Source organism: Lacipirellulaceae bacterium, from assembly GCA_040218535.1.
Taxonomy (GTDB): domain Bacteria; phylum Planctomycetota; class Planctomycetia; order Pirellulales; family Lacipirellulaceae; genus Adhaeretor.
The window spans coordinates 1-20,207 of record JAVJRG010000009.1 but is presented as its reverse complement, the minus strand read 5'-3'; the positions used below and the strand labels follow the sequence as shown (position 1 = coordinate 20,207).

21 protein-coding genes and 1 CRISPR repeat array are annotated in these 20,207 nt (G+C 52.1%); of the genes, 13 read left to right on the top strand and 8 right to left on the bottom strand.

Annotated features, from left to right (window positions below):
• Positions 1–287: 287 nt before the first annotated feature.
• Entirely contained in the window at positions 288–1,571 is a 1,284-nt protein-coding gene (locus tag RIB44_11145; protein ID MEQ8617140.1) for a glycosyltransferase, read from the bottom strand.
• A gap of 277 nt (positions 1,572–1,848) precedes the next feature.
• Here RIB44_11145 and RIB44_11140 point away from each other — a divergent pair, with 277 nt between their 5' ends.
• The gene (locus RIB44_11140) at positions 1,849–2,244 is read left to right on the top strand and encodes a hypothetical protein (protein ID MEQ8617139.1); all 396 of its coding nucleotides are present in this window, start codon (positions 1,849–1,851) and stop codon (positions 2,242–2,244) included.
• A 58-nt stretch (positions 2,245–2,302) separates the two neighbouring features.
• On the opposite strand, the gene RIB44_11135 is transcribed toward RIB44_11140, so the two are convergent.
• From RIB44_11135 to RIB44_11115, 5 genes are all read right to left on the bottom strand, one after another.
• Positions 2,303–3,805 carry a hypothetical protein gene (locus RIB44_11135; protein ID MEQ8617138.1) on the bottom strand — a complete coding sequence of 501 codons (1,503 nt, stop codon included), beginning with the start codon at positions 3,803–3,805 and terminating at the stop codon, positions 2,303–2,305.
• 2 nt (positions 3,806–3,807) lie between these two features.
• A complete protein-coding gene (locus RIB44_11130) occupies positions 3,808–4,647 on the bottom strand; it encodes a class II glutamine amidotransferase (GenBank protein ID MEQ8617137.1) in 840 nt (279 codons plus the stop codon).
• 5 nt (positions 4,648–4,652) lie between these two features.
• On the bottom strand, positions 4,653–5,132 hold the full coding sequence (locus RIB44_11125; GenBank protein MEQ8617136.1) for a hemerythrin domain-containing protein: 480 nt from the start codon (positions 5,130–5,132) through the stop codon (positions 4,653–4,655).
• Positions 5,133–5,206: 74 nt separating this feature from the next.
• Entirely contained in the window at positions 5,207–5,608 is a 402-nt protein-coding gene (locus tag RIB44_11120; protein ID MEQ8617135.1) for a hypothetical protein, read from the bottom strand.
• Positions 5,605–7,272: an ATPase, T2SS/T4P/T4SS family gene (locus tag RIB44_11115; GenBank protein ID MEQ8617134.1), complete on the bottom strand. Its 1,668-nt coding sequence runs from the start codon at positions 7,270–7,272 to the stop codon at positions 5,605–5,607. The genes RIB44_11120 and RIB44_11115 overlap by 4 nt, the downstream gene beginning before the upstream one ends.
• A gap of 350 nt (positions 7,273–7,622) precedes the next feature.
• On the opposite strand from RIB44_11115, the gene focA reads away from it, so the two are divergent.
• The 8 genes from focA (at position 7,623) to RIB44_11075 (ending at position 12,812) form a co-directional block, all read left to right on the top strand.
• A complete protein-coding gene (gene focA, locus RIB44_11110) occupies positions 7,623–8,507 on the top strand; it encodes a formate transporter FocA (protein MEQ8617133.1) in 885 nt (294 codons plus the stop codon).
• A 231-nt stretch (positions 8,508–8,738) separates the two neighbouring features.
• A complete protein-coding gene (locus tag RIB44_11105) occupies positions 8,739–9,218 on the top strand; it encodes a CBS domain-containing protein (protein MEQ8617132.1) in 480 nt (159 codons plus the stop codon).
• Positions 9,218–9,781, top strand: a complete 564-nt coding sequence (locus RIB44_11100; GenBank protein MEQ8617131.1) for a nicotinamide-nucleotide amidohydrolase family protein — start codon at positions 9,218–9,220, stop codon at positions 9,779–9,781. Before RIB44_11105 ends, RIB44_11100 begins: the two co-directional genes overlap by 1 nt.
• Before the next feature lie 65 nt (positions 9,782–9,846).
• The gene (locus RIB44_11095) at positions 9,847–10,269 is read left to right on the top strand and encodes a DUF2267 domain-containing protein (protein MEQ8617130.1); all 423 of its coding nucleotides are present in this window, start codon (positions 9,847–9,849) and stop codon (positions 10,267–10,269) included.
• A 49-nt stretch (positions 10,270–10,318) separates the two neighbouring features.
• Positions 10,319–10,933: an isoprenylcysteine carboxylmethyltransferase family protein gene (locus tag RIB44_11090; protein MEQ8617129.1), complete on the top strand. Its 615-nt coding sequence runs from the start codon at positions 10,319–10,321 to the stop codon at positions 10,931–10,933.
• Between the two features lie 143 nt (positions 10,934–11,076).
• A complete protein-coding gene (locus tag RIB44_11085; protein ID MEQ8617128.1) occupies positions 11,077–11,544 on the top strand; it encodes a hypothetical protein in 468 nt (155 codons plus the stop codon).
• 184 nt (positions 11,545–11,728) lie between these two features.
• Positions 11,729–12,190, top strand: coding sequence for an Hsp20/alpha crystallin family protein (locus RIB44_11080; GenBank protein ID MEQ8617127.1), 462 nt, complete (start codon positions 11,729–11,731; stop codon positions 12,188–12,190).
• 163 nt (positions 12,191–12,353) lie between these two features.
• A complete protein-coding gene (locus RIB44_11075; GenBank protein ID MEQ8617126.1) occupies positions 12,354–12,812 on the top strand; it encodes a universal stress protein in 459 nt (152 codons plus the stop codon).
• A gap of 50 nt (positions 12,813–12,862) precedes the next feature.
• Here RIB44_11075 and RIB44_11070 read toward each other — a convergent pair whose 3' ends face one another.
• Entirely contained in the window at positions 12,863–14,026 is a 1,164-nt protein-coding gene (locus RIB44_11070) for an MFS transporter (GenBank protein ID MEQ8617125.1), read from the bottom strand.
• Between the two features lie 245 nt (positions 14,027–14,271).
• Here RIB44_11070 and RIB44_11065 point away from each other — a divergent pair, with 245 nt between their 5' ends.
• Positions 14,272–15,084 (top strand): ZIP family metal transporter, encoded by an 813-nt coding sequence (locus tag RIB44_11065; protein MEQ8617124.1) that lies wholly within the window; start codon positions 14,272–14,274, stop codon positions 15,082–15,084.
• Position 15,085: 1 nt separating this feature from the next.
• On the opposite strand, the gene RIB44_11060 is transcribed toward RIB44_11065, so the two are convergent.
• Entirely contained in the window at positions 15,086–15,292 is a 207-nt protein-coding gene (locus RIB44_11060) for a DUF2934 domain-containing protein (protein ID MEQ8617123.1), read from the bottom strand.
• A gap of 846 nt (positions 15,293–16,138) precedes the next feature.
• Between RIB44_11060 and RIB44_11055 the strand changes: the two genes are divergently transcribed.
• From RIB44_11055 to RIB44_11045, 3 genes are all read left to right on the top strand, one after another.
• A complete protein-coding gene (locus RIB44_11055; GenBank protein MEQ8617122.1) occupies positions 16,139–16,627 on the top strand; it encodes a hypothetical protein in 489 nt (162 codons plus the stop codon).
• A gap of 160 nt (positions 16,628–16,787) precedes the next feature.
• Positions 16,788–18,107, top strand: coding sequence for a hypothetical protein (locus tag RIB44_11050; protein MEQ8617121.1), 1,320 nt, complete (start codon positions 16,788–16,790; stop codon positions 18,105–18,107).
• A 10-nt stretch (positions 18,108–18,117) separates the two neighbouring features.
• Positions 18,118–18,342 carry a helix-turn-helix domain-containing protein gene (locus RIB44_11045; GenBank protein MEQ8617120.1) on the top strand — a complete coding sequence of 75 codons (225 nt, stop codon included), beginning with the start codon at positions 18,118–18,120 and terminating at the stop codon, positions 18,340–18,342.
• Between the two features lie 144 nt (positions 18,343–18,486).
• Positions 18,487–20,171: a CRISPR direct-repeat array (repeat unit 36 nt; unit sequence GCTGTGGCTTGGAAGGAAGCGCTGCTCAGATACACT).
• Positions 20,172–20,207 lie beyond the last annotated feature (36 nt).

Genomic DNA, 20,207 nt, shown 5'->3' with positions numbered 1-20,207 from the left:
CCTTACGCCGTAGAACAGCTCTGCTTGGACACTTGGTGTTGTCGAGGGGACACCAGAGTACATCGTGTGAAGGCGGTATCGCTCACGCTTGAGGAGCCGTCTCAAGAACGGCACCCTCCCGTAGGTGATCGCTAGTTCGAGTTCGCTCTTGGAAAGACCATCGATCTGGATAAGGATCAAGCCATCCGCTTCGGATTGACCCGGAATTCGCGGCACTTTGAGGATGCGTCTTGCCAACTCGCCCCGGCTGAACCATCGTCGAATCCGAGGAAACCAGCCTGTCCACTTTACATACATGGCTCGGCGACGCTTTCGTGTTTGAGTAGGGCGTCACCGGCTGCGAGCAGCATGTTCTCCCAGAGTTTCCATTCTTGAGTTACGCGATGGCCCAGGAAAGTCCAGGCATCTTGGTGATGCTGCAAAGTTTCTTGATTTAGAAGCCGATCGTAGAGCTTGAGAGTTCGCTCAGCACTTACTGTCATTGAAGATTCGCTAGCGGTCGCAAGGGCACCTATTTTCATTCGACTTAGAGCTTCGTCGCCCAGGCTCTCGATGGAACGTAGCGCAGCAGAGAAACTCGACACCTCCTGCGTTGGTAATAGAAGACCATTCATTCCATTTCGGACGGCTTCCCTAACACCCGGCCCATCAATAGCCACGACAGGAGTGCCCGCTGCCATTGCTTCAGTGACTACCATCCCCTGAGTCTCAGAAAGGGAGGCGAAGGCAAACGTATCCATTGCGTAGTACGCGTCTACGAGCTCCTGACTCGGCAATTCCCCGAGAATCACAAGTCGATCTGCCACTCCCTTTTTGATGAAGGTCGAAAGGATCTCCTCATCACATGGACCGGTTCCCGCGACCAGGAACCAAGATCTCTTGTTGGACGCGACAAACTCAGCCACAGCCTCGGCAAGGAAGGCGATACTCTTCTCGGGTGCCAGCCGACCCACATGTCCCACCAGGAAAGCCCTATCTGGGATGGCATGATTCTCTCGAAATCCCTTTCTGTCTCCCAGGGTGAACTTCTTCAAGTCAACGCCAGTTGGGATCACTTCGATCGGCCGCTCAACGCCATTCTTGATCAGCATCTGCTTGATCGAGCTACTAGGTGCAACGACCGCGTCACAGAGATTGCAGTAGCCTGTCGCCAGATCGGTGACAAATGCCTTGAGAGCCTCTGAATTGCTAACCACATAGTGCGCATATTTCGCATAGACCGTGTGGTTCGTAAAAACGAGAGGCAAGTTCCTTGAGGAGGCGATTCTCAATGCCGTATCACCCAAGAGGAAGGGATGATGCGAGTGGATCAGTTCAGGCTGAAATGCATCGATCCGATCGCTAAGCAGTCCGGGGATAGGAAGAGGGATTGAGAAACTCGAGCCTCCGAAATGCTTAATCGCTGGTACTCTGACCACCTCGTCGTCTTGGTCGCTGTCATCATCGAAACTGGGAGCGACGACCAATACTTTATGACCTAGGTCGCGAAACTCTGCTGCGAATTGCTGGACGCTACGAGCGACTCCACCAACATGAGGGAGATACGTGTTGGTTAGCATGAGAATCTTCATGAACAATCACCACTTCTTTGCCAGATTCGAAACATGCGTTTCTACCACTAAATCGCAAAGCGTGTGCCGAGAAGCATCCCTGCGCATGTGATGTTTCTCACGACATCTACTGTCAGAATCTCCGTTGCTGCTCAAGAGACCAGTGTGCAGAGTGACAGGTGGTGTGCTATTTCGCACGGTGAGTCGGTGATACTTTTCGCGTTTTGGTCAGCATTGTTCGCCAAGTCGTGGTACAGCTTTTGCGTGTGATGACCATAAGTTTTCACAGAGATGCGTAATGCTCTCCACCTGGAATCGTTACCGCAAAGAATCGTCGAGGAATCCGATGAGTGAACTGAGCACAGCAAAAACCAGTGTCCACCAACTGTTTCAAGAGGCGATCACATTGGGACTCCAAGAATCTCTTGCTGACTGTTGTGCGCGGTTTGCCTACTGGGAAGTTGCGAGAAACTATGTGGACGATCCCAGTCATCCGGCGAAGGCTGCGATCCAATGGATTTATGCCATGGAAGACCTTCGAGCTGCTCTCAGCGAATTCAAGGGAGATCGAGCGTTTGCCTGCTTGGCGGCGTTGGATCGTGCGTATGAAGAATTCTGCAGATTGGATCACTCTTCAGAATTGATCCATGGAATTAGTGCGTGGATCGAACATCAGCTTTCTGAACGAAGCTGAACACGGAGCCGAGCGTCCATCCCTGCAGTGTCCTACCCTTCTTGCCATTGCCCCAAGATCAGTGGATGCCGCTAGCCAAATCGTAGTCGTCGACAAGCCTATGAAGCCTCGGCAGAATCACACCATCTAAGAACTCTTTCGCTTCAATAGTTGTCGAACCAAGAATGATCAATTCAATCTCACTACAGAAAGCAACACGTCCTGGCAGGATGATGATAACGCGACCGTTTTTTGCTGATTGACTGTAGAGAATGTCCGTTAGCGAGTCCTTCAATTCGCTGAATCCCACTGAGCTGAGATGATTCACCGTAACTATGCGACTGATGTAAGGTTGCTCCTTCCAATCATCGAACAAGCGGTTCATCAGCGTCATCGGAGCCGAGGTTCCTCCCCATCTACCATTGCACTCGATAAATTCAACGCGACTGTCTTCTAGACCGTCACCTACCAGTAAGAGGTCGAACGAGCACCTACCCATATAGCCAAGCCGCTGAAAGAGCAAACTAATTAGATAACTTTTGTCGACGATTTCCTGCATTTGCGGTTCAGGAAGAACGGCAGCTTCGCTCCCCTTGAAGTCGGTAAGTCGATCAGACATGGCTTGCATGAAAATGCCTTCGATTATCGGTCCCCCTTGTTGTGGAGGCGGAATCCACAACTGAGCCGAGGGTGAGCAGGCAATCGCCGTCTCCCAGCAGTTGATAATCAGTTCAGACTGGCCATCCCATTGGAAAGATTCAAGTTCCGACTGCAGATGAGTACGAAGCCCGCTCAAAGTCTGATTGTGCAAGCTAGCCCCATCCAGAATGGCAATGCCTTTGCCTCCTGCTGAATTCGTAACTTTGATTCCAATCGTTTTGCAAGACGAAGTGATTTCCATCACGCGGTCTGCTAGCGTGGCATAGCAGCCAGCGGAGACGGTCCTCGGAACATATCGCTCTCCTAAAAGCTTTTGAACGATGGTAGCGAATTCGAGTTTGTTGTTTACCCAGGCCGTTAGTTGGGGTGGCGGGGCAATGACTTGAATGCTCCTCCCGGATTCGTGGCTAAGGAGGGAAGCGAGTTCCCAGACGGGTAAACAACCCATGTGGGGATGCAGGTAAACGAGTTCATCGCTAAGAACCCGACAAATCAGTTCGGTTCGGACAACATCATCTTCCCAGCATGCCCCGGCTAGTTGATCTAATCTGGCACGAGGCTTCGGATGAAGCCACCGAACGCTTCCCAGCCCCAACTGTTCGCGGCAATAATCCTCGTACGCTGCAGTCTCCGGTCCGCAAACTGCAACCATGTCATCTTCCGAAGCACGAAGCCGTGCACGTTCTTGGAAGTAACAAGCATTGCTAAGAGACTTGAGTCGTCGAATTTCTGAAAGGTCATCGAGATGTAAAGTAGGAGCCGGACTAATACGCTCTGGGACCAAGGCTTGGAATTCACTCGTTAGCCGCAGGGAAGGCCGCTCTTTGAGTATCTGGTCTGCAAGGTCAATGGCCGAGCCTAACCGTTCTTCCCCAACTTTAGGTTCATATTGCTTCACAACTGTGAATGATGGCACGTTCATGGCTAGTCAGCAGGGTAAATACAGGGTCTAACTTTGCTGTCAGCTAGTAGAATTGAGTGATTGGGGACCAGCTTCCATGGCTCGTCGGAGATAGGCTCAGAGGCAACGACGCAGGCCCGATATTCGTGGTCGCGTGCATGTTGAATATGAGGGATGCCACAGATTTCGCAGTCGTGAACACCGATTCGCTCCGTGTAGTAGAGGGTGTGGTTCCAGCGAGTCGCCAGTAAGAACTCTCCATTCGTTAGAACGAAGTTCAGCTTATTCATTTTCTCCGACGTAATTTCTGCAGACCATGATTCGAGTTGAGACAAGGCACTTGAGACAATCTCAATCGAGCGGCTGGCATCCGCATTAGCGGCGCGAAGTGAGATGCCCTCATTCTCGAAAAGACTTAAGAGCCACAAGAAGATCAGCTCGCTGTCAGTGCTGCCATGACGACAGCCAAGCAGTGAACTGCTGATCTCCTCGGCAAGTTGATGCTCGTGCAGCTTGAAGTTGGCCAGCGTGCCATTATGGGCAAACGTCCAGCAACCATAAACAAAGGGATGGGAGTTCTCTAAGCTTGGGTTTCCGACGGTCGCTCGTCGTACGTGAGCGACGACCGCTTGCGAGTAAGTCCTCTCGGCAGTTGCACTGAACCACAGATCCTCATGGGCCGCAGTCGCTCGGCGCTCGCAAGTTGGTTTGGAATTCGCATAGCACCCGATTCCCCAACCATCCGAGTGCGTGTGCCCTCTTAAGTCAGAACGGCTCTGGTGGAGAAGAGCATTTTGTGCGTGCACTAAGGTGCATTCTACTTTCGTGGGTTCGTTAGCAAGTAGTCCATAGAGTCGGCACATAACTTTCACCTTGGGAGCTCGGTCCAACGACGCTCCTCCTCTTTGAGTTCCTTAAAACGCTGAGCAGCTTTCGACTCTTCCTCCTTGGAAAGCATCCCCAGGTGGCTGACCAGAGTCCCACAGCTTTCCGCGTGCTCCAGTCCCTTTCGCAAGGCATCAGCGACTGCTTTCACGAAGCCAGGGTCGTTGAGTTCGTCTTCGTTTGCGGATAGCAAACGCACTAATCCCGCTTGAGTTTGATCATGTTCCCGCAGCAACCTAGTTTGAAATGGCGTCCCTTGAGCCTTGCCCGTTACGGGATAAAGCACTTCTTCCTCAAAGGCGACATGGGGGCCAGCCAAGACATCGAGCTCGAAGGCAGTTCGCTTTGCCGCAGCAAGGCTTCCTTGATCTAGTTGCTCTACAAGGCAATTCAACTTGCGTGTGAAATCTTTATGATCTTGCAAGAAGAGCTCGCACAGGAGGTTAGATTGCTTGGTAGTCATGATTTACTTTCGGATATAGTGACCTGGAAAACGTATACCTAAAAGTTCTGATACGCCCCCTAGGTAGCTTCAGGCTAATTCGTCAAAGCGTGCATCTTCGCCCACAGCTGGTAGAGTTCTTTCCTAAGTTCTTCGTGCTTGATTCGTTGAGCTACGTGCTTAGCTCGCTGCGCTTCGTGCTGCTCACGGAATCGTTCTCGGGCTAATGGGTCTTTGAGGTCGCCGGGAATGTCTTGTAGGCAATTATCGTGTTCTCTCAGGGCTCGTTCGTTCTCATCAATTGCCAGAACGTGGTCGCCAACAGCACGACTGTTCGCTTTAATCAGCAGCTCTAGCTGCTTTAGTCGTTCCATCGATTTGGTCATCTCTTGTTGCCATTCCAACGCATCCTTTTCCCAACGCAGATTCTCTTCGTGCCAGAAAAGGTGCTCACCATGAACAATGGAGTCACGGCTATCTAGGTCGATACTGTTCATCGAGGTATCTCCTCACTGCTAAGAGGATTGTTGCTGTGATTCCAGCGAAGCTGTGTCGCTTCGCTAAGGCTCGTGATGTGGGAAGCTGCTTTGCGAAGTGCATCCACCGTAATCGAGGTTTTATCGTTCTCGATCAATTGCGCCCTCAGTTCCTCTTCTGAGTGCCCACCCTCGATCGCCGATTTCAATTCACCGCTCAGAACGACTGCTTCAAAGACTCCCGTCATTCCGAGATATCCCGTATCGCGGCATGTGTCGCATCCCCTCGCATCCAAGACAGACTCAGGAACAGGTAGCTGGTGTTGCTGGTACAGCTGCTTCTCCTCCTCAGTGCAGGCGCGCTTCACAGCACACTCTTTGCAGACTCGGCGAATAAGCCGTTGGCTAATGACGCCTGTCAGATGCCCAGCGATTGACCGCCCATCAAGGTCGAGATCACGAAGTGCCGTCACTGCTGACGCAGCGTCGCGGGCATGAAGTGTGCTCAGGACGTATTGTCCGGAGCTAGCAGCCCGCATTGTTAGGCTAGCCGTTGTTGGGTCGCGTACTTCTCCAACGAAGATGACATCAGGGTCCATCCGGAGAACCGTCTGTAAACCACTTGCCATCGTCCTCCCGTGATTGCTATCCACGGTCAGTTGGCGTACAAATGGGACCGATACCTCAGCAGGATCTTCGATCGAAATGATATTCTGTTGCTTGTCGTTCAGTTCGCTGAGGATCGAGTAAACAGTCGTTGTCTTGCCAGAGTTGGTCGGACCAACAACTAGCACGAGCCCTTCTCTGTGAGAGATCATTCGCCTTACGTCCTGCTCAGCTTCGGTACTGAGTCCTAATTCTTGAAGCGGACGCAAGGCGTGCTTGCGATCAAGGATCCTCAGGGCCAAAGCTTCGCCTCCAGCCACCGGTGATGAGGTCATGCGTACTTCAAGCTCATTGAGTCGACGCGGCAGATGCAAACGCCCTTCCCAAGTGTGGAGACTGTCCGTCATTGGTAGGTCGGTAAGCGTTTTCAGCTGACCGATGATATGACGGCCAATGCCGTGACTCAGATTGCAGTAATGTTGCAGGCGACCATCGATTCGCATCCGCACTTCGAAGTCTTCGTCCAATGGATCGATGTGGATATCTGTCGCCCGCAAAGAAACGCCACGTTCCACGAGGTCAAGGCAAGGAGGTAATTCCTCCCGTGGGACTTTGATTTCTTCAAAGTCAACGGGCGCCGCTTCTTGCGACACGGGATCACTAGAACGTACGGTCATGACGGCACATGGCGCGTCCCGGACGACGCGGGCCGCAACGGTTCCTAGCGTTTCGGTCGAGCTTCCAGATCGCCCATGAGTGCCCATGATAATGAGGTCGATCCCCTCCTCTTTGGCGTACTCGACGATCTGTTCAGCGGGGCAGCCAACTCTTACTTCTCGAATCAGGTCGTATTTGCGCTCTCCCCTAGGCAAGATCAACTTATCCAATTCCGCCTTGATGAGGCGCGACTCTTCGCTATGCGATTGCGTTGTGGATTGTGTGTGGGGCAATGCCGTCAGCACATGAAGCAAGAAAAGCCTCGCATGATGTTCATCCGCGTAATGCAATGCCTTCGACAAAGCGATCGAACAACAATGGCTGAAGTCAAGGGGAACGAGGATGCGTTTAGTCGTGTCCATAAAGTTCGGCGGCGAAACAAATACCAAGAGTTAGTATTGCTAATAGTGTCCGCACCACTGGCTGTCGAGTTAGGTTTCTTTTCATCTTCCAACCAGACAATAGCAACGAATGTGCCAAAGAGTCCCCCTCGCCGAATCCCCCAGAATTTTGCGAAGAATCAGTGGACTACCGCCCGCAACCAGGAGAAGCCGAACAGGGTACGTGCGAACTCGCACAGTCTGTACGGACTGCTACGGCTTGAAACTTCCGAAACTCAAGCCGATGAAATGCGGCAACTATGTAGGTGTACGCCCAAATGCGGCCCCGAACTTGCAGGAGAGTCTTGTGCGATAACCGTTGGGAGGTGCCTGTGCCTGTCAGTAAGACAAACAATCAGACGCAAGACATACATATCGACGCATTCTTACCAGTCGAAATGGCAAAGCGCGCCGAACAGATTGGAGTCCAGAAAGCAGCGCTCCCAGCGAGCAAAATGTTTGTCCTGGCGGTGCTTGCCGGTGCGTTCATCGCCTTGGGAGCTATCTTCGCAACAGTGGTCACGACACAAACCGCACAAACATTATCATTCGGGGTTACCCGATTACTAGGAGGCGTCGCCTTTTGTCTAGGGCTAGTTCTCGTTGTCGTAGCGGGAGCGGAACTCTTCACGGGAAATAACCTTGTCGTGATGGCTCTTGCAAGTGGCAAACTGACAGTCACCCGGCTGCTCTGGAGCTGGACCATCGTGTATGCCGGCAACTTCACTGGAGCAGTGCTAACAGCGTTGATCATGCTTTTTACTCGACAATACAACCAAGCTCATGGTGGCATTGGCCTGAATGTTCTAAGCATCGCCGCCAACAAGTGCTCTTATAGCTTCTTACAGGCTTTTTCCTTAGGTATCCTCTGCAACGCCTTAGTTTGCTTAGCTGTGTGGCTCTGCTACAGCGCTCGAAGCACTACCGACAAAATCCTCGCCATTCTCTTTCCGATCACAGCGTTCGTTGCTGCTGGATTCGAGCATAGTGTTGCCAACATGTACTTCGTACCGGCAGGGCTCTTTGTGAAGTCTTTTGCTGAAGAACATTTCTGGGAGATCGTCGATAAGACTTCGACTGAGTTCGTTGGCCTGAATTGGGAGAACTTTCTAGTAGCGAATCTTTTGCCCGTGACCCTGGGAAACATTGTTGGAGGTTCACTAATGGTTGGGCTTGTCTATTGGTTCGTCTATTTGCGCGGGCAAGACGAGGGCTAGCCCCCTTTCTGATGTGCGATCCAGCACACAAGGACGCTTTTCGCACATTCGTGCGTCGTTGTGTCGATGAGCGGACCACACATTAGAAAGGAATTGAACTGCCCAGACGAAATCGTATTTGGCACTCTCTTTGCAGAGTTCCTTAACCGTTTAACAACCTGCGTCTCTTGAAGGTGGAAATTCCCAATGGATATTCATGAGTGGTGTAACAAGACAAGAGCTTGCGACATCATGACCCGAAAAGTGGAGTCTGTTTGGCCGACACACACTCTGGCACAAGTTGCAGCCGTTGTTCTCAGGGAGGGTGTTTCCGGTGTCCCGGTTGTTTCGCAAGATGGTGTCTGTGTTGGTGTCTTCTCAATCAGCGACTTCCTAAAGGCTGAAGAGAAGGTTGCAGAGAAACAGGTAGAGGCAGCAAGTTCAGGTTACTTTACGAGCGACTTGGTCCTGCCCTCTAGAGTCTATGACGAACAGCTCGAAAAGATTCGCAAGGAGATCGCTCTCGCTGCGGAGCGACCAGTCAGCGAGTTCATGTCAACGGATCTGATCTACGCGGACCTTGACGCTCCCTTGTCGAAGATCCTTGCATCAGTGATCGATTCCCGTATCCATCGCCTGCTCGTGCTTGATGAGGAACGTCATCTCAAAGGATTGGTCTCCACGATTGATATTCTGATGGCACTCAAGCAAGCCTCTCAGAGGAGGTCGTAATGAATGGCGGCGATCCGCAGACAACATCCGCAGTCCAAAACTCGATCCGTGCCCCGTTGAGTGCCAGTACGACAAGCTTGGTCAGGCTGCTCAGGAGCGAGTCCTTGCGTATGGTTCTGGCCGAAAGTTGCACTTCGGGGCGCGCTGCGGCTGCTCTGGGGGCGATCCCAGATATTTCGGAGTACTTCTGTGGTTCGGTGATTGCTTATCGCGATCAAACAAAGATTGATCTGCTCGACGTTGGAGCGGAAGGTATTGAGCAATGGACTAGCACCAGCGAACCCGTAGCGATGCAGATGGCGTGCAGTGTTTTATTCAAGACCTCTGAGGCTGATTATGCCGCTTCAATCACCGGGCATCTTGGTCCGATGTCCGCAGAGTGCCACGATGGCATGGTTTATATCGGCTTAGCTTGGAGGACTAACGATGGAGTGAAGCCCTACCAAGTAACCTTGAAGAATCTCAAGGCGAAGAATCGATTGGCCCGCCGAGATGAAGCGACAGCAGAATTATTTGAGCAGCTAAGACGTTGCATACTTGCGACACGACATCCCACAGAATAAGGGAGCGAGAAATGAACGCTTAAGCAAGCGTTCGCTGCACTTAACGTTTTCTCAGGAGTAATCAAATGGCTAGCTCAGGGCTTAAACAATTTGACTCGACGATACACAAGACCAACCAGTGGCTCCACGAATTGTCCGAGGAGCTTGAACTAGAGACTCATGGTCAAGCCTACCACGCCCTACGGACAGTGCTGCACACGCTACGAGATCGCTTGATGCTTCCTGAAACAGTCGATCTAGCTGCACAACTGCCCATGCTTGTGCGAGGGTTTTTCTACGAAGGTTGGCAGCCGGTAGAGGTCCCTATTCAAGATCGTACGAAAGAACAATTTCTAGAACATGTGCGTGAAGGCTACAGAGAAGATAAATTCACGGATGTTGAGAGGGTTACGAGGGCAGTCTTTCGTGTCCTTGCAAAGCATGTCAGCGAAGGCGAAGTCCGCGATATCCGACACTGCTTACCCGATAGCCTTCAAGGACTCTGGTAGCCTATGACGCCGCGACAGATGAACTCAAAAAGTTCTGCAGGAGCATCAAATGGCAGCGACGCATCTTTCGAGGATCCTGTTGATTACTGGGTTCCTGATCGTACTGGCTGTTACCCAGCTTGCTCGCAAGCGCGCTACGGGGGCGGATAGCACAGTGACGAAACGTAGCGACCATATCGCTTCACGTTTCGGAGTTCGAATCACAAGTGCCCTGACAGCATTGGCAATTGTGGTTTACACCTTGAACCCGGAATTGCTTGCGTGGTCAAGTTTCCAGACTTCAACGTCTGTCATCGTTATGGGAGCAACTGCTGGCACGCTCGGTACTGCCTTGGCGGTTTGGTCTTATCGTTGCCTGGGAATGAATTGGAGCGACAGTGTTCAAACCAATGCCGGACAGCGTTTGATCACGAGAGGCCCCTACCGCTGCGTCCGTCATCCGCTGTACACCTCTTTCGGGCTACTTATCCTTGGAATGATCTTGATTACGGGTAACTGGCTAATTGGGTTACTGGGTCTGTCGATAATGCCACTGCTCTTCCAGCGTGCGCTTCTCGAAGAACGGTATCTTGAAGCAAAGTTTGGCGAAGACTATCGAGCATATGTTAAGCACAGCGGACGGTTTTTACCCAAGGCTTGTGGGGGCGAGCAGAGTACACCGTGACCACTTTTCGCACACCTCACTGTGCGAAACGGCTCGCATCGCTCAAGGGCTACCGCGAAATCCACTTCGTACCGCTGTCACGCGGCTTGGAATAAGAAATGCCCTCTAGCTTGCTGGTTACTTATCAGAAATGGGGGTTAGCAATGCCACTCACACAAACACGCGCCATTATTGATCGTTCGCGAGATTTCCATGAGCAAGTGAGCGCTCTCTATCACAGAATGGCCGATGATGCCAATCAAACGAGGGTTCGCTTACTGCTCGACTACATGAGTCAACATGAGCAGAGGATCGCAGAGGCCTTGGCAGAGTATGAACACGATGCCCCAAAAAAAGTCCTCGATTCGTGGCTTCAGGATGCTGGAAACGGCGAATCACATCACCATCTATATAATCGGATTAGAGCTTTGCAGCTCAACGTCTCCTCCGACGTGGACGAAGTCATCGCACTTGGTGTCTCGCTTAGTGAAGAATTAATCGCTCAGTATCGTGAATTGGCGGACCGAGCAGAGCCAAAATTTCTGCGCGAGGTTTTCTCAAATGTCCAACGGATGGAAGAAAAAGCTCTGAAGCAGTTCGTGCGAGATGCAGGGAGATTAAACGATCTTTAGGAGATTTCTGAGAGGTTCCGGTTCTCTTGGAGAAGCGAAGAACAAATTGGGAACGGCAATGCGAACGGAGTGATGAAGGTGCGATGGCACGACAGTTGCAAAGCATGGAGTGAGACGATTGGCTTCTTTAGGAACGAGGTCATCATTATCTATCAAAGCGCAACAGGAAAAAGGAGACCAGACAATGGCAGGTGCATTAACAGCTCGAGGGCCCAGCTCTACCACAGCACGCTCTAACGCTGGGCGAGGTTTGATCGATGACCTTGAGCAGGCTGCTTCACGACTTTGGGGCGAGATTGGCGAAGGATGGTTTGCCCCGCACGTCACGGCAAACATGGACATCGCTGAAACCGAAAGTACCCTTGAGGTCAAAGTAGATCTTCCAGGCATGAAGGCCAGCGAGATTGACATCAGCCTCAGCGACAACATCCTTACGATTAGTGGCGAACGCGAGGAGCAGAAAGAGGAAAAAGGGAAATCGTTCCATCGAGTTGAACGCTCTAGCGGTCGCTTCTCAAGAACGACCTCTTTGCCTTGCTCTGTCGAAGAAGGAGAGGCCGTCGCTGAATTTCATGACGGGGTCCTCTGCGTCACGCTTCCCAAGGCGGAAGAAGCAAAGTCGCGAAAAATCGAAGTCAAGAGCTAACAAGGGGGCTAATAGCGAAGCAGCGAGTCTCTACTGTTTGTTGGGACTCACTGCTTCCCTTTCTAAGCACTCAGGCGAGCCCGAAGTGCGGTGAGGTGACTTGATAGAAGTCAGTCCTACCGCTCCAAGGCCGAGCAATTTCCAAGGCAACTGGCGTGTAAGCATGAGTACCATCAAGAACATCCTCATTCCCGTAGACTTCAGTAAGTGTTCGCAGGACGCGACGATCTACGCTGAGGAAATTGCGGAACGATTCGACGCAGCAATTCACTTGCTGCATGTGATCGAGCCAATTATTGTCGCCCCGATGATTGGAGAATCGCTGCCGACAACTTACCTGGATCAACAAGAGAGTTCTGTTCAGGAGCAATTGAATCGCTGGATGACAGCAGAACACAGCGTTAGTCGTTCAAGTGGCCGCGCAATCCGCCATGGGAGCCCCTTCGTAGAGATCATTCGCTATGCAAGAGAGAATCAGATTGATCTCATCGTGATGGGTACCCACGGTCTAACAGGTCTCAAACATGCATTGATTGGAAGTGTCGCGGAAAAAGTTGTTCGCAAGGCCAGCTGCCCCGTCTTAACAGTTCGAGAAGCCGAACATGAATTCGAGATGCCCTAGCTGCCCAACGGAACGATTGCTTTCTGGCTCCTCTCCGTTCATGGATCCGGCTAGCTGCTTACTCGCCGCGCCTTGACGAAGTTAGCACGCGATAGAAGAGCCATACCCAAGCCAAATAAGATTAACAAACTCACAATGGCCAAGCGAGAGCTACCTGTGAACGCCAGAATAAGCCCGAACATGAAGGAGCCGAAGAATCCGGTTGCCTTCCCAGAGAAATTATAAAATCCAAAGAACTTCGCGGACTGTTTCTGGGGAGTCATAACTCCCATGACGGCACGACTGACCGATTGAGTTCCTCCCATTACCATGGCGACTGCTCCGCCAAGTATCCAAAACTCATGCTTACTCTCTATGAAATACGCAAGAGTCAGCAGGATAATCCAAACAGCAAGGCACCACATAAGCACGCGCTTCTGCCCCCATTGGTCAGACGCCCAACCAACCGCGATCGCACCCGGCAGTGCGGCAAACTGAATCATAAGAATGACTTTTACTAGCTCGCTCTCTGTGAAACTCAGTTCTTGCAAGGCAAAGGTCGAAGATTGGCTCAATACGGTTTGCACTCCATCGTTGTAACAAAGAAAAGCTAACAGAAACAACGCAAGCATTTTGTATTTTCGAATGCTACGTATTGTGGAAACCACATCACGCCAAGAGTATTGGGCCCAATCGAGAGTTGACCTTGGGCCGGACTCAGCAACATGCTTGTCACGCAGTAGCAGTACTGCGGGGAGCGTGAAGATACCCCACCATAATCCCATGAAAACGATGCTGAACTTGAGTTGGCATATTCGATCAGTTAACCCAAGGTATTGGCCGTAGCTAATGATTAGTACGGAGATCAAGAGCGCTATTCCGCCTCCGACGTACCCAAGGCCATACCCCCACGACGAGATTTGATTGAGTCTATCTTCCTCAGCTAGCTCAGGAAGGAAACCATTGTAGAATGTGAGCGAGAGTTCGAAGCTTAGGTTAGCTAGGAAGAAGATGAAAACGATCAGCCAGGGGTAATCGGTCGGCATAATCCCCAGCAATAGGCAGCAGACAGAACCGCTGTATGCTGTGCCTGCCAGCCACAACCACTTGCAAGCATGCCCGTCGGCAATCGCACCTAGGAATGGAGAAAGTATCGAAGCGATCAGCATCGACAACGCGATGCTCCAAGCCCAGACGATGGGACCTGTCGATCCCCATACTGCCGCTGGAAACACGTCGTTTTGAAGGTACGCAACGAAGACCGTGATGATAAGAACGGCATAACCACTATTTGCCCAGTCATAGAGAACCCAAGCTGCTATCTCACTACGCCTAGCAGGTTGGTCAGCATTTTTTTGAGAAATAGGAACCAATGTTCGATGCCCTACAAGCCTTGGCAATTGCTTGCCTACGACAAGCAAGTTCTGTGCCGTGGAAGGAGTAAGCGGTTGTGAACCTGCGAACGTGAGCGATTCTTAGCATGATCGAGTGGTTCAGCCAACAAACGCCGATTCGACAATCATTGATGGCAGGATTGTTTACCTGGGCAGTCACTGCTCTGGGTGCATCACTGGTATTCTTTGCTGCGAGAGTGAATCGGAGAGTTCTCGACGCCATGTTGGGTTTCTCAGGCGGTGTGATGCTCGCTGCAAGTTACTGGTCTTTATTGGCACCAGCGATTGAAATTTCCGAGCAGGGTTCTCTCCCCGCATGGCTGCCTCCAGCAGTAGGGTTTCTCCTGGGCTGCGCTGCGCTCTGGATGCTGGATAAGCTGCTTCCGCACCTTCACATTGGCTATCCAACGGAAGAGGCAGAAGGGCCGAAAACGACATGGCGACGCGCAATCCTGCTGGTCTCCGCGATTACCTTGCACAACATCCCTGAAGGACTGGCCGTTGGTGTCGCATTCGGCGGTGTGATTGCCGGCCTCCCGTCTGCGAACCTGGGGGCAGCCGTAGCGCTTGCAATTGGAATCGGAATCCAAAACTTCCCTGAAGGTGTGGCCGTTGCCTTGCCACTCCGTGGTGAAGGTGTCAGCCGGTTGAGATGCTTTTGGTACGGACAACTTTCGGCATTGGTTGAACCTCCTGCTGCGGTCCTAGGAGCGGCGGCGGTAGTGTATGCTGCTCCGATACTGCCGTACGCTTTAAGCTTCGCTGCGGGTGCAATGATCTACGTCGTTGTCGAAGAACTGATTCCCGAATCCCAAAGGGAGGGCAACGTTGATTTGGCGACAGTAAACCTAATAGTTGGCTTCACTGTCATGATGATCTTGGATGTTGCCCTGGGCTGATTTAATCACTAATTGCTGCTGGCAATCGATCTGGAACATAGCTGTATTCAATCCATTCCAGCTCCGCTTCTTGCCAGAGTTCGTCAGCAACGCCCTGTGGGCACCCTGCATCAAGCCACTTAAAGTAGGCTGCTTCCTCAACTTGCGCTTTCGCTTCGTCGAGCTCATCTTCAGTGAGCAGCAGCAATTCGAGTGAGGTGGTGGACATCTTGCTCTCTCCGTTTCATTGGTTTGGGTTGTTCCCAGAGATTAATTGACGCAAATGGCGCGCCATTCTGTCAATGAAAGACGTTTACCGAACGTCATTAGTGCCGGCTAAGCAGAAGCAGCATGAGTAATGGGCAGTGAATTGGATTGATCGCTGGGATAGGAGGCAATCGCTATCTCGGTCGGTTGCTACGGTAGGTTTCCAGCAGTCCCCATTGCTCTGTGATCCACTGCTCCAGCTCCCGCCGCTGTCGGAGAAAATCGTGGGCTGGCGGGTAGTGAGCTGCAAGCTTTTCCACGAGGCCCTAGGTAATGATCATGGCCATTGATTGTCACGACGGCCTGATCAACCTCGCGGCGGCCACTTGCGTACTTGCGACCTCGTCGTCGGCGGTATGTTGGAATAGCGTGAGTAGTGCGCGGCATATGCAATCTCCTTGGAGTGATTGCTAAAACGGTACCGTACCGTTTTAGCCTCGAAGAAAGTGCCGCACTGCCGAGGTTGGGCAGGTAACGTAAACTCTTGTTTCGGCGTAGTTTCGGTCGAGTCGGGCTGAGAGGATTTGAACCTCCGACCTCTGCGTCCCGAATCTAGCGAGGGATAATCATAGAATACCGCAAACGATTATCAATCCATTACTTGCGTCGAATCTACTAATGGAACAGGGTCTCTGCAATACCCTGAAATGCATGGGTTATCTTCCGTAACTCTGCAATAACTCTGCAACTTCTTATCCCGCAATCAATTTTCAGTGAAAACGTGATTGCATTCCCTTATACTGCTCTTGCCTACTGTGTCTGTTGCGCATATGGTGACAAATGTAACAATGATTGAAACCGAGAGAACATGCCTAGAAAACCGAAGCCCAAAGCAGAGGACATCGGCGCCGCCATGATGGCATGGTACGCGGAAGCCCTCGAAGAATATCCGGATGGACTAATCACTCAAGCCCAGGCGGCAACGATGTTGAACCTGAACCGAATGGCGGTAAGCCGTTTAGTCAATCGTGGCTACCTCCGTGCTGTCCATTTCCCCAAACCTCCAGACATAGTGGGAGTCGCAGTGGGTCATGATGATCCCACCTGGCTCAAGCTTACCGCTTGGCTTGGAGACTTTGATCAAACGTATGCATTCCCGAAGGCGTGCTTTGTGTCGTTTGGAGACGTTGTTGAACTATGGAAGTCAGGTGAAGCAAGGAGCAAATGTAAACGAGACTGGAATGAGATCATGGCCAACTTTCTGCCGAAGGAGAAGCGATTTAAGAGGATGAAGGAGATTCACGCTAAAGAGCAGAAGCAGGCCGAGATTGAGAGAAAGAAGAAGGGTAAGAAGTAGCCTTCATAGGGAGCCTGTGAGCCCCTTCCGCCTTCGACGTCGCATCGGCCTACGCCCCGCCGTTGGGGCCGGTGCGACGGCGAAGGTGGTAGGGGCGGGCCCCTTTTGTCGAGCCAGAGCAGAGGTCTTATACATCACGTAATCAAAGGAGTACCTTAGAATGGAATCGAAGGACTATGAAGAAAAGAACGTCTCGCCGGCTGCCGAGGAGCGGTCCGTTTCCGGAGGGAACGCCCCGCAGGCGGGCGGCGAAGCCGCTGGGTGCCTTAGTAACACCCAAGGGAACAGTAGCCATCCAACTCTTCCTAACTTTCCAGAGTACGGATTGGCGGGAGGGATTGACTGGTTTGAGTGGACGGCATGGGCACAGCGGATAGCAGACTCTACGTCCAATATGTCGCTGCGTGTTATCGCAGAAGCGAAAGAGAGATGCCAACAGTCAAGCAAGCCATACGTCAAACTGACCCTCTGGGAATTCGGAGAAATTCACGTTCACCGTCAGGGTCTGAATCGAGGCGGTGCGAAAGGCCAGCACTTCGAATACAAGCTATCGATTCGAGGAGCAACTATTGGAATATCTCCAAGAAACATCGAGGAGTGTGAGCTAAAGGACCGAAGGAATCGCCCGACACCAAACTTTTGCGTACAGCAAACAGGCCGACACTGCCTACTTGTCGGCCTGCAGGAAGTGTTGAGCACGGCTGAAGTACTGCTTGAAATACTCGGCTACCGAATCCTTGAGAAGGTGATCAGTCGCGCCGACATGTGTCTCGACGTTTCGTATCTCAACCCCGCGAGGTTACTAAGCTACGTACAGCGGGACTGCTATATCACGCAGGCACATTCTGTGAAGCCTGAGATAGACTTTCAGGACGAGGATAAGGCCGACTTCGTCGTAGGGAAGAAACCCAGAAGATTCATCGTTTACGACAAGTACAAGGAGCGTTTCGGTGTAGCTGATGCACTTTACAACAGAGCCCTCATCGAACGCCGATGGCACGGCAAGATTCCCCCAACTGCTACAAGACTAGAATTCCAACTTGGGCGACCCTATTTGCGGAAGAAGTCTATCGACACACCCGAGCAGTTTCTGGATCTATGCGGAAAACTCGCGGAGACGCTTACGTACGACTTCTTTCGACTGACAGAGAGTCCTGTCGATCGCAAGAGAAAGCACCAATCAAGAGCAGAGACGGCTCCAATCTGGAAAGCAATTCAAGAAGGCTTTCGTCAAGTTTTCGGAGAACCGCTGGGAGAGTTCAAGCCTATCGATAGGCAAGCAGTCGAACCGCTTCTACTGGCACGCATGGCTCGAGGAGCTTTGGCAAATTGCTTGTTGCAGCGTGGCGAGCGGATCGTCTCTTACAGTGAGTTTGCTAAGAAGGCAGGAGAGCTCCTGGTCACTCAGTTCAGAGATCCTGTAGAACGCCAGAGGTTTCTAACCGAGATCGAACGTCGTCGCTTGAAATACGAAGCGTAGGAGAAGTGCCATGTCACGAGAACAGCAAGGAATGTTCACAGCGAAAGAAGTTGCCCAGCGGCTGCGCGTCTCTACCAGAATGGTCTACAAGCTTGTCTCTGGCGGAAAGCTGCAATGCTATCGGGTTGGTACCGCAATGCGATTTACTACGCAGCAACTGGAAGCTTTCCTGACAGAAAGCCAGTGCACAAGCCCTTCTGAGCGGAAGATGTCTTTTCCTCACCTTGATTTGTAGCTGGATTAAACCACTGCGAAGCGGGTCGTTAGGCTCGCGCTACACTCACTAGGCCGTTTGACTTAGTGAGTGTTTTTCATGGCTCAATGCAAAGATTCGTCCTGGAATAACGCAAGGCGAGATGTGCCGCGACTCCTAGGACTCGCTGTGGCTTGGAAGGAAGCGCTGCTCAGATACACTACAATTGGACCTATGTCTTCATCAGAAGTAGCTGTGGCTTGGAAGGAATCGCTGCTCAGATACACTTCGTAAGACGCTCCTCCCATCACCTCTAGCGCTGTGGCTTGGAAGGAAGCGCTGCTCAGATACACTTGTACCCGGATTACACCCTGCCAAGCACGAGCTGTGGCTTGGAAGGAAGCGCTGCTCAGATACACTCGGGGAAAGCATTGACAAGCATTGCTGCGAGCTGTGGCTTGGAAGGAAGCGCTGCTCAGATACACTTCGGTAGAACGAAGCCTGTCCGATACTCTCGCTGTGGCTTGGAAGGAAGCGCTGCTCAGATACACTTGATACATTACATCGTCGTCGTCGGTGCGTGCTGTGGCTTGGAAGGAAGCGCTGCTCAGATACACTTCTGGTTTCGCTCGCTCCGCGTAAGCGTAAGCTGTGGCTTGGAAGGAAGCGCTGCTCAGATACACTTACAGCTATGCGTTCGCGGCGCGAGCTTTTGCTGTGGCTTGGAAGGAAGCGCTGCTCAGATACACTGTTAGCGTGTGTGGATCGGCCATTGGTTTGGCTGTGGCTTGGAAGGAAGCGCTGCTCAGATACACTCCCGGCGTCTCCGATGCAGCTCCCATTGCGCTGTGGCTTGGAAGGAAGCGCTGCTCAGATACACTGACCAAGCGGTCGGATGATAAGTGGGTAAGGCTGTGGCTTGGAAGGAAGCGCTGCTCAGATACACTACCGCGAATTGTGCGAACAGTGCGACGTCGGCTGTGGCTTGGAAGGAAGCGCTGCTCAGATACACTAGAGGGAGGCGATTTCTAATGTTCGACAGCGCTGTGGCTTGGAAGGAAGCGCTGCTCAGATACACTCAAACGTCCCGTTCATGGGAAAGTCCACCGGCTGTGGCTTGGAAGGAAGCGCTGCTCAGATACACTGCCTTCTCGCTCAGCAAACAAGCACTCACTAGCTGTGGCTTGGAAGGAAGCGCTGCTCAGATACACTGGTCAGCACGATCAGCCAGGCGAACATCACGCTGTGGCTTGGAAGGAAGCGCTGCTCAGATACACTACTATTTGGTTAGAAGCGGAGCAACGCTTGGCTGTGGCTTGGAAGGAAGCGCTGCTCAGATACACTACCCACCGGCACGCAATGGTTTGGGGTCGCGCTGTGGCTTGGAAGGAAGCGCTGCTCAGATACACTGACGTCTGGCATCAATGCCTGACCTCAGACGCTGTGGCTTGGAAGGAAGCGCTGCTCAGATACACTCCGCATTTTGCAATGCGTCGTCCAGGACGAGCTGTGGCTTGGAAGGAAGCGCTGCTCAGATACACTTGGCATCATGCTTCACTACTGGCGAGGCAGGCTGTGGCTTGGAAGGAAGCGCTGCTCAGATACACTTACTTCGAGGCTCAGGATCATGCTCAACAAGCTGTGGCTTGGAAGGAAGCGCTGCTCAGATACACTGAGAACCGCACGCAAGCCCGCGTGTTCCCGGCTGTGGCTTGGAAGGAAGCGCTGCTCAGATACACTCGCCCATGCGGAAACCTTTGCGAATCGGCAGCTGTGGCTTGGAAGGAAGCGCTGCTCAGATCCCCTTGCCTTGCTGGTTGGTGTTTTGCCTCACAGATGTGGCTTGGACGGAAGCGCTGCTCAGATACACTAGACACATGAGCTTCCCGCAGCGTCGCCACGCTGTG

Coding starts and splice junctions, on each gene's coding strand:
- RIB44_11125 (MEQ8617136.1), bottom strand. CDS start 5,132: ATGACTACCAAGCAATCTAACCTCCTGTGCGAGCTCTTCTTGCAAGAT.
- RIB44_11060 (MEQ8617123.1), bottom strand. CDS start 15,292: ATGTCCACCACCTCACTCGAATTGCTGCTGCTCACTGAAGATGAGCTC.
- RIB44_11145 (MEQ8617140.1), bottom strand. CDS start 1,571: ATGAAGATTCTCATGCTAACCAACACGTATCTCCCTCATGTTGGTGGA.
- RIB44_11045 (MEQ8617120.1), top strand. CDS start 18,118: ATGTCACGAGAACAGCAAGGAATGTTCACAGCGAAAGAAGTTGCCCAG.
- RIB44_11090 (MEQ8617129.1), top strand. CDS start 10,319: ATGGCAGCGACGCATCTTTCGAGGATCCTGTTGATTACTGGGTTCCTG.
- RIB44_11075 (MEQ8617126.1), top strand. CDS start 12,354: ATGAGTACCATCAAGAACATCCTCATTCCCGTAGACTTCAGTAAGTGT.
- RIB44_11100 (MEQ8617131.1), top strand. CDS start 9,218: ATGAATGGCGGCGATCCGCAGACAACATCCGCAGTCCAAAACTCGATC.
- RIB44_11105 (MEQ8617132.1), top strand. CDS start 8,739: ATGACCCGAAAAGTGGAGTCTGTTTGGCCGACACACACTCTGGCACAA.
- RIB44_11055 (MEQ8617122.1), top strand. CDS start 16,139: ATGCCTAGAAAACCGAAGCCCAAAGCAGAGGACATCGGCGCCGCCATG.
- RIB44_11065 (MEQ8617124.1), top strand. CDS start 14,272: ATGATCGAGTGGTTCAGCCAACAAACGCCGATTCGACAATCATTGATG.
- RIB44_11095 (MEQ8617130.1), top strand. CDS start 9,847: ATGGCTAGCTCAGGGCTTAAACAATTTGACTCGACGATACACAAGACC.
- RIB44_11085 (MEQ8617128.1), top strand. CDS start 11,077: ATGCCACTCACACAAACACGCGCCATTATTGATCGTTCGCGAGATTTC.
- RIB44_11140 (MEQ8617139.1), top strand. CDS start 1,849: ATGCTCTCCACCTGGAATCGTTACCGCAAAGAATCGTCGAGGAATCCG.
- RIB44_11115 (MEQ8617134.1), bottom strand. CDS start 7,272: ATGGACACGACTAAACGCATCCTCGTTCCCCTTGACTTCAGCCATTGT.
- RIB44_11080 (MEQ8617127.1), top strand. CDS start 11,729: ATGGCAGGTGCATTAACAGCTCGAGGGCCCAGCTCTACCACAGCACGC.
- RIB44_11050 (MEQ8617121.1), top strand. CDS start 16,788: ATGGAATCGAAGGACTATGAAGAAAAGAACGTCTCGCCGGCTGCCGAG.
- RIB44_11135 (MEQ8617138.1), bottom strand. CDS start 3,805: ATGAACGTGCCATCATTCACAGTTGTGAAGCAATATGAACCTAAAGTT.
- RIB44_11130 (MEQ8617137.1), bottom strand. CDS start 4,647: ATGTGCCGACTCTATGGACTACTTGCTAACGAACCCACGAAAGTAGAA.
- RIB44_11120 (MEQ8617135.1), bottom strand. CDS start 5,608: ATGAACAGTATCGACCTAGATAGCCGTGACTCCATTGTTCATGGTGAG.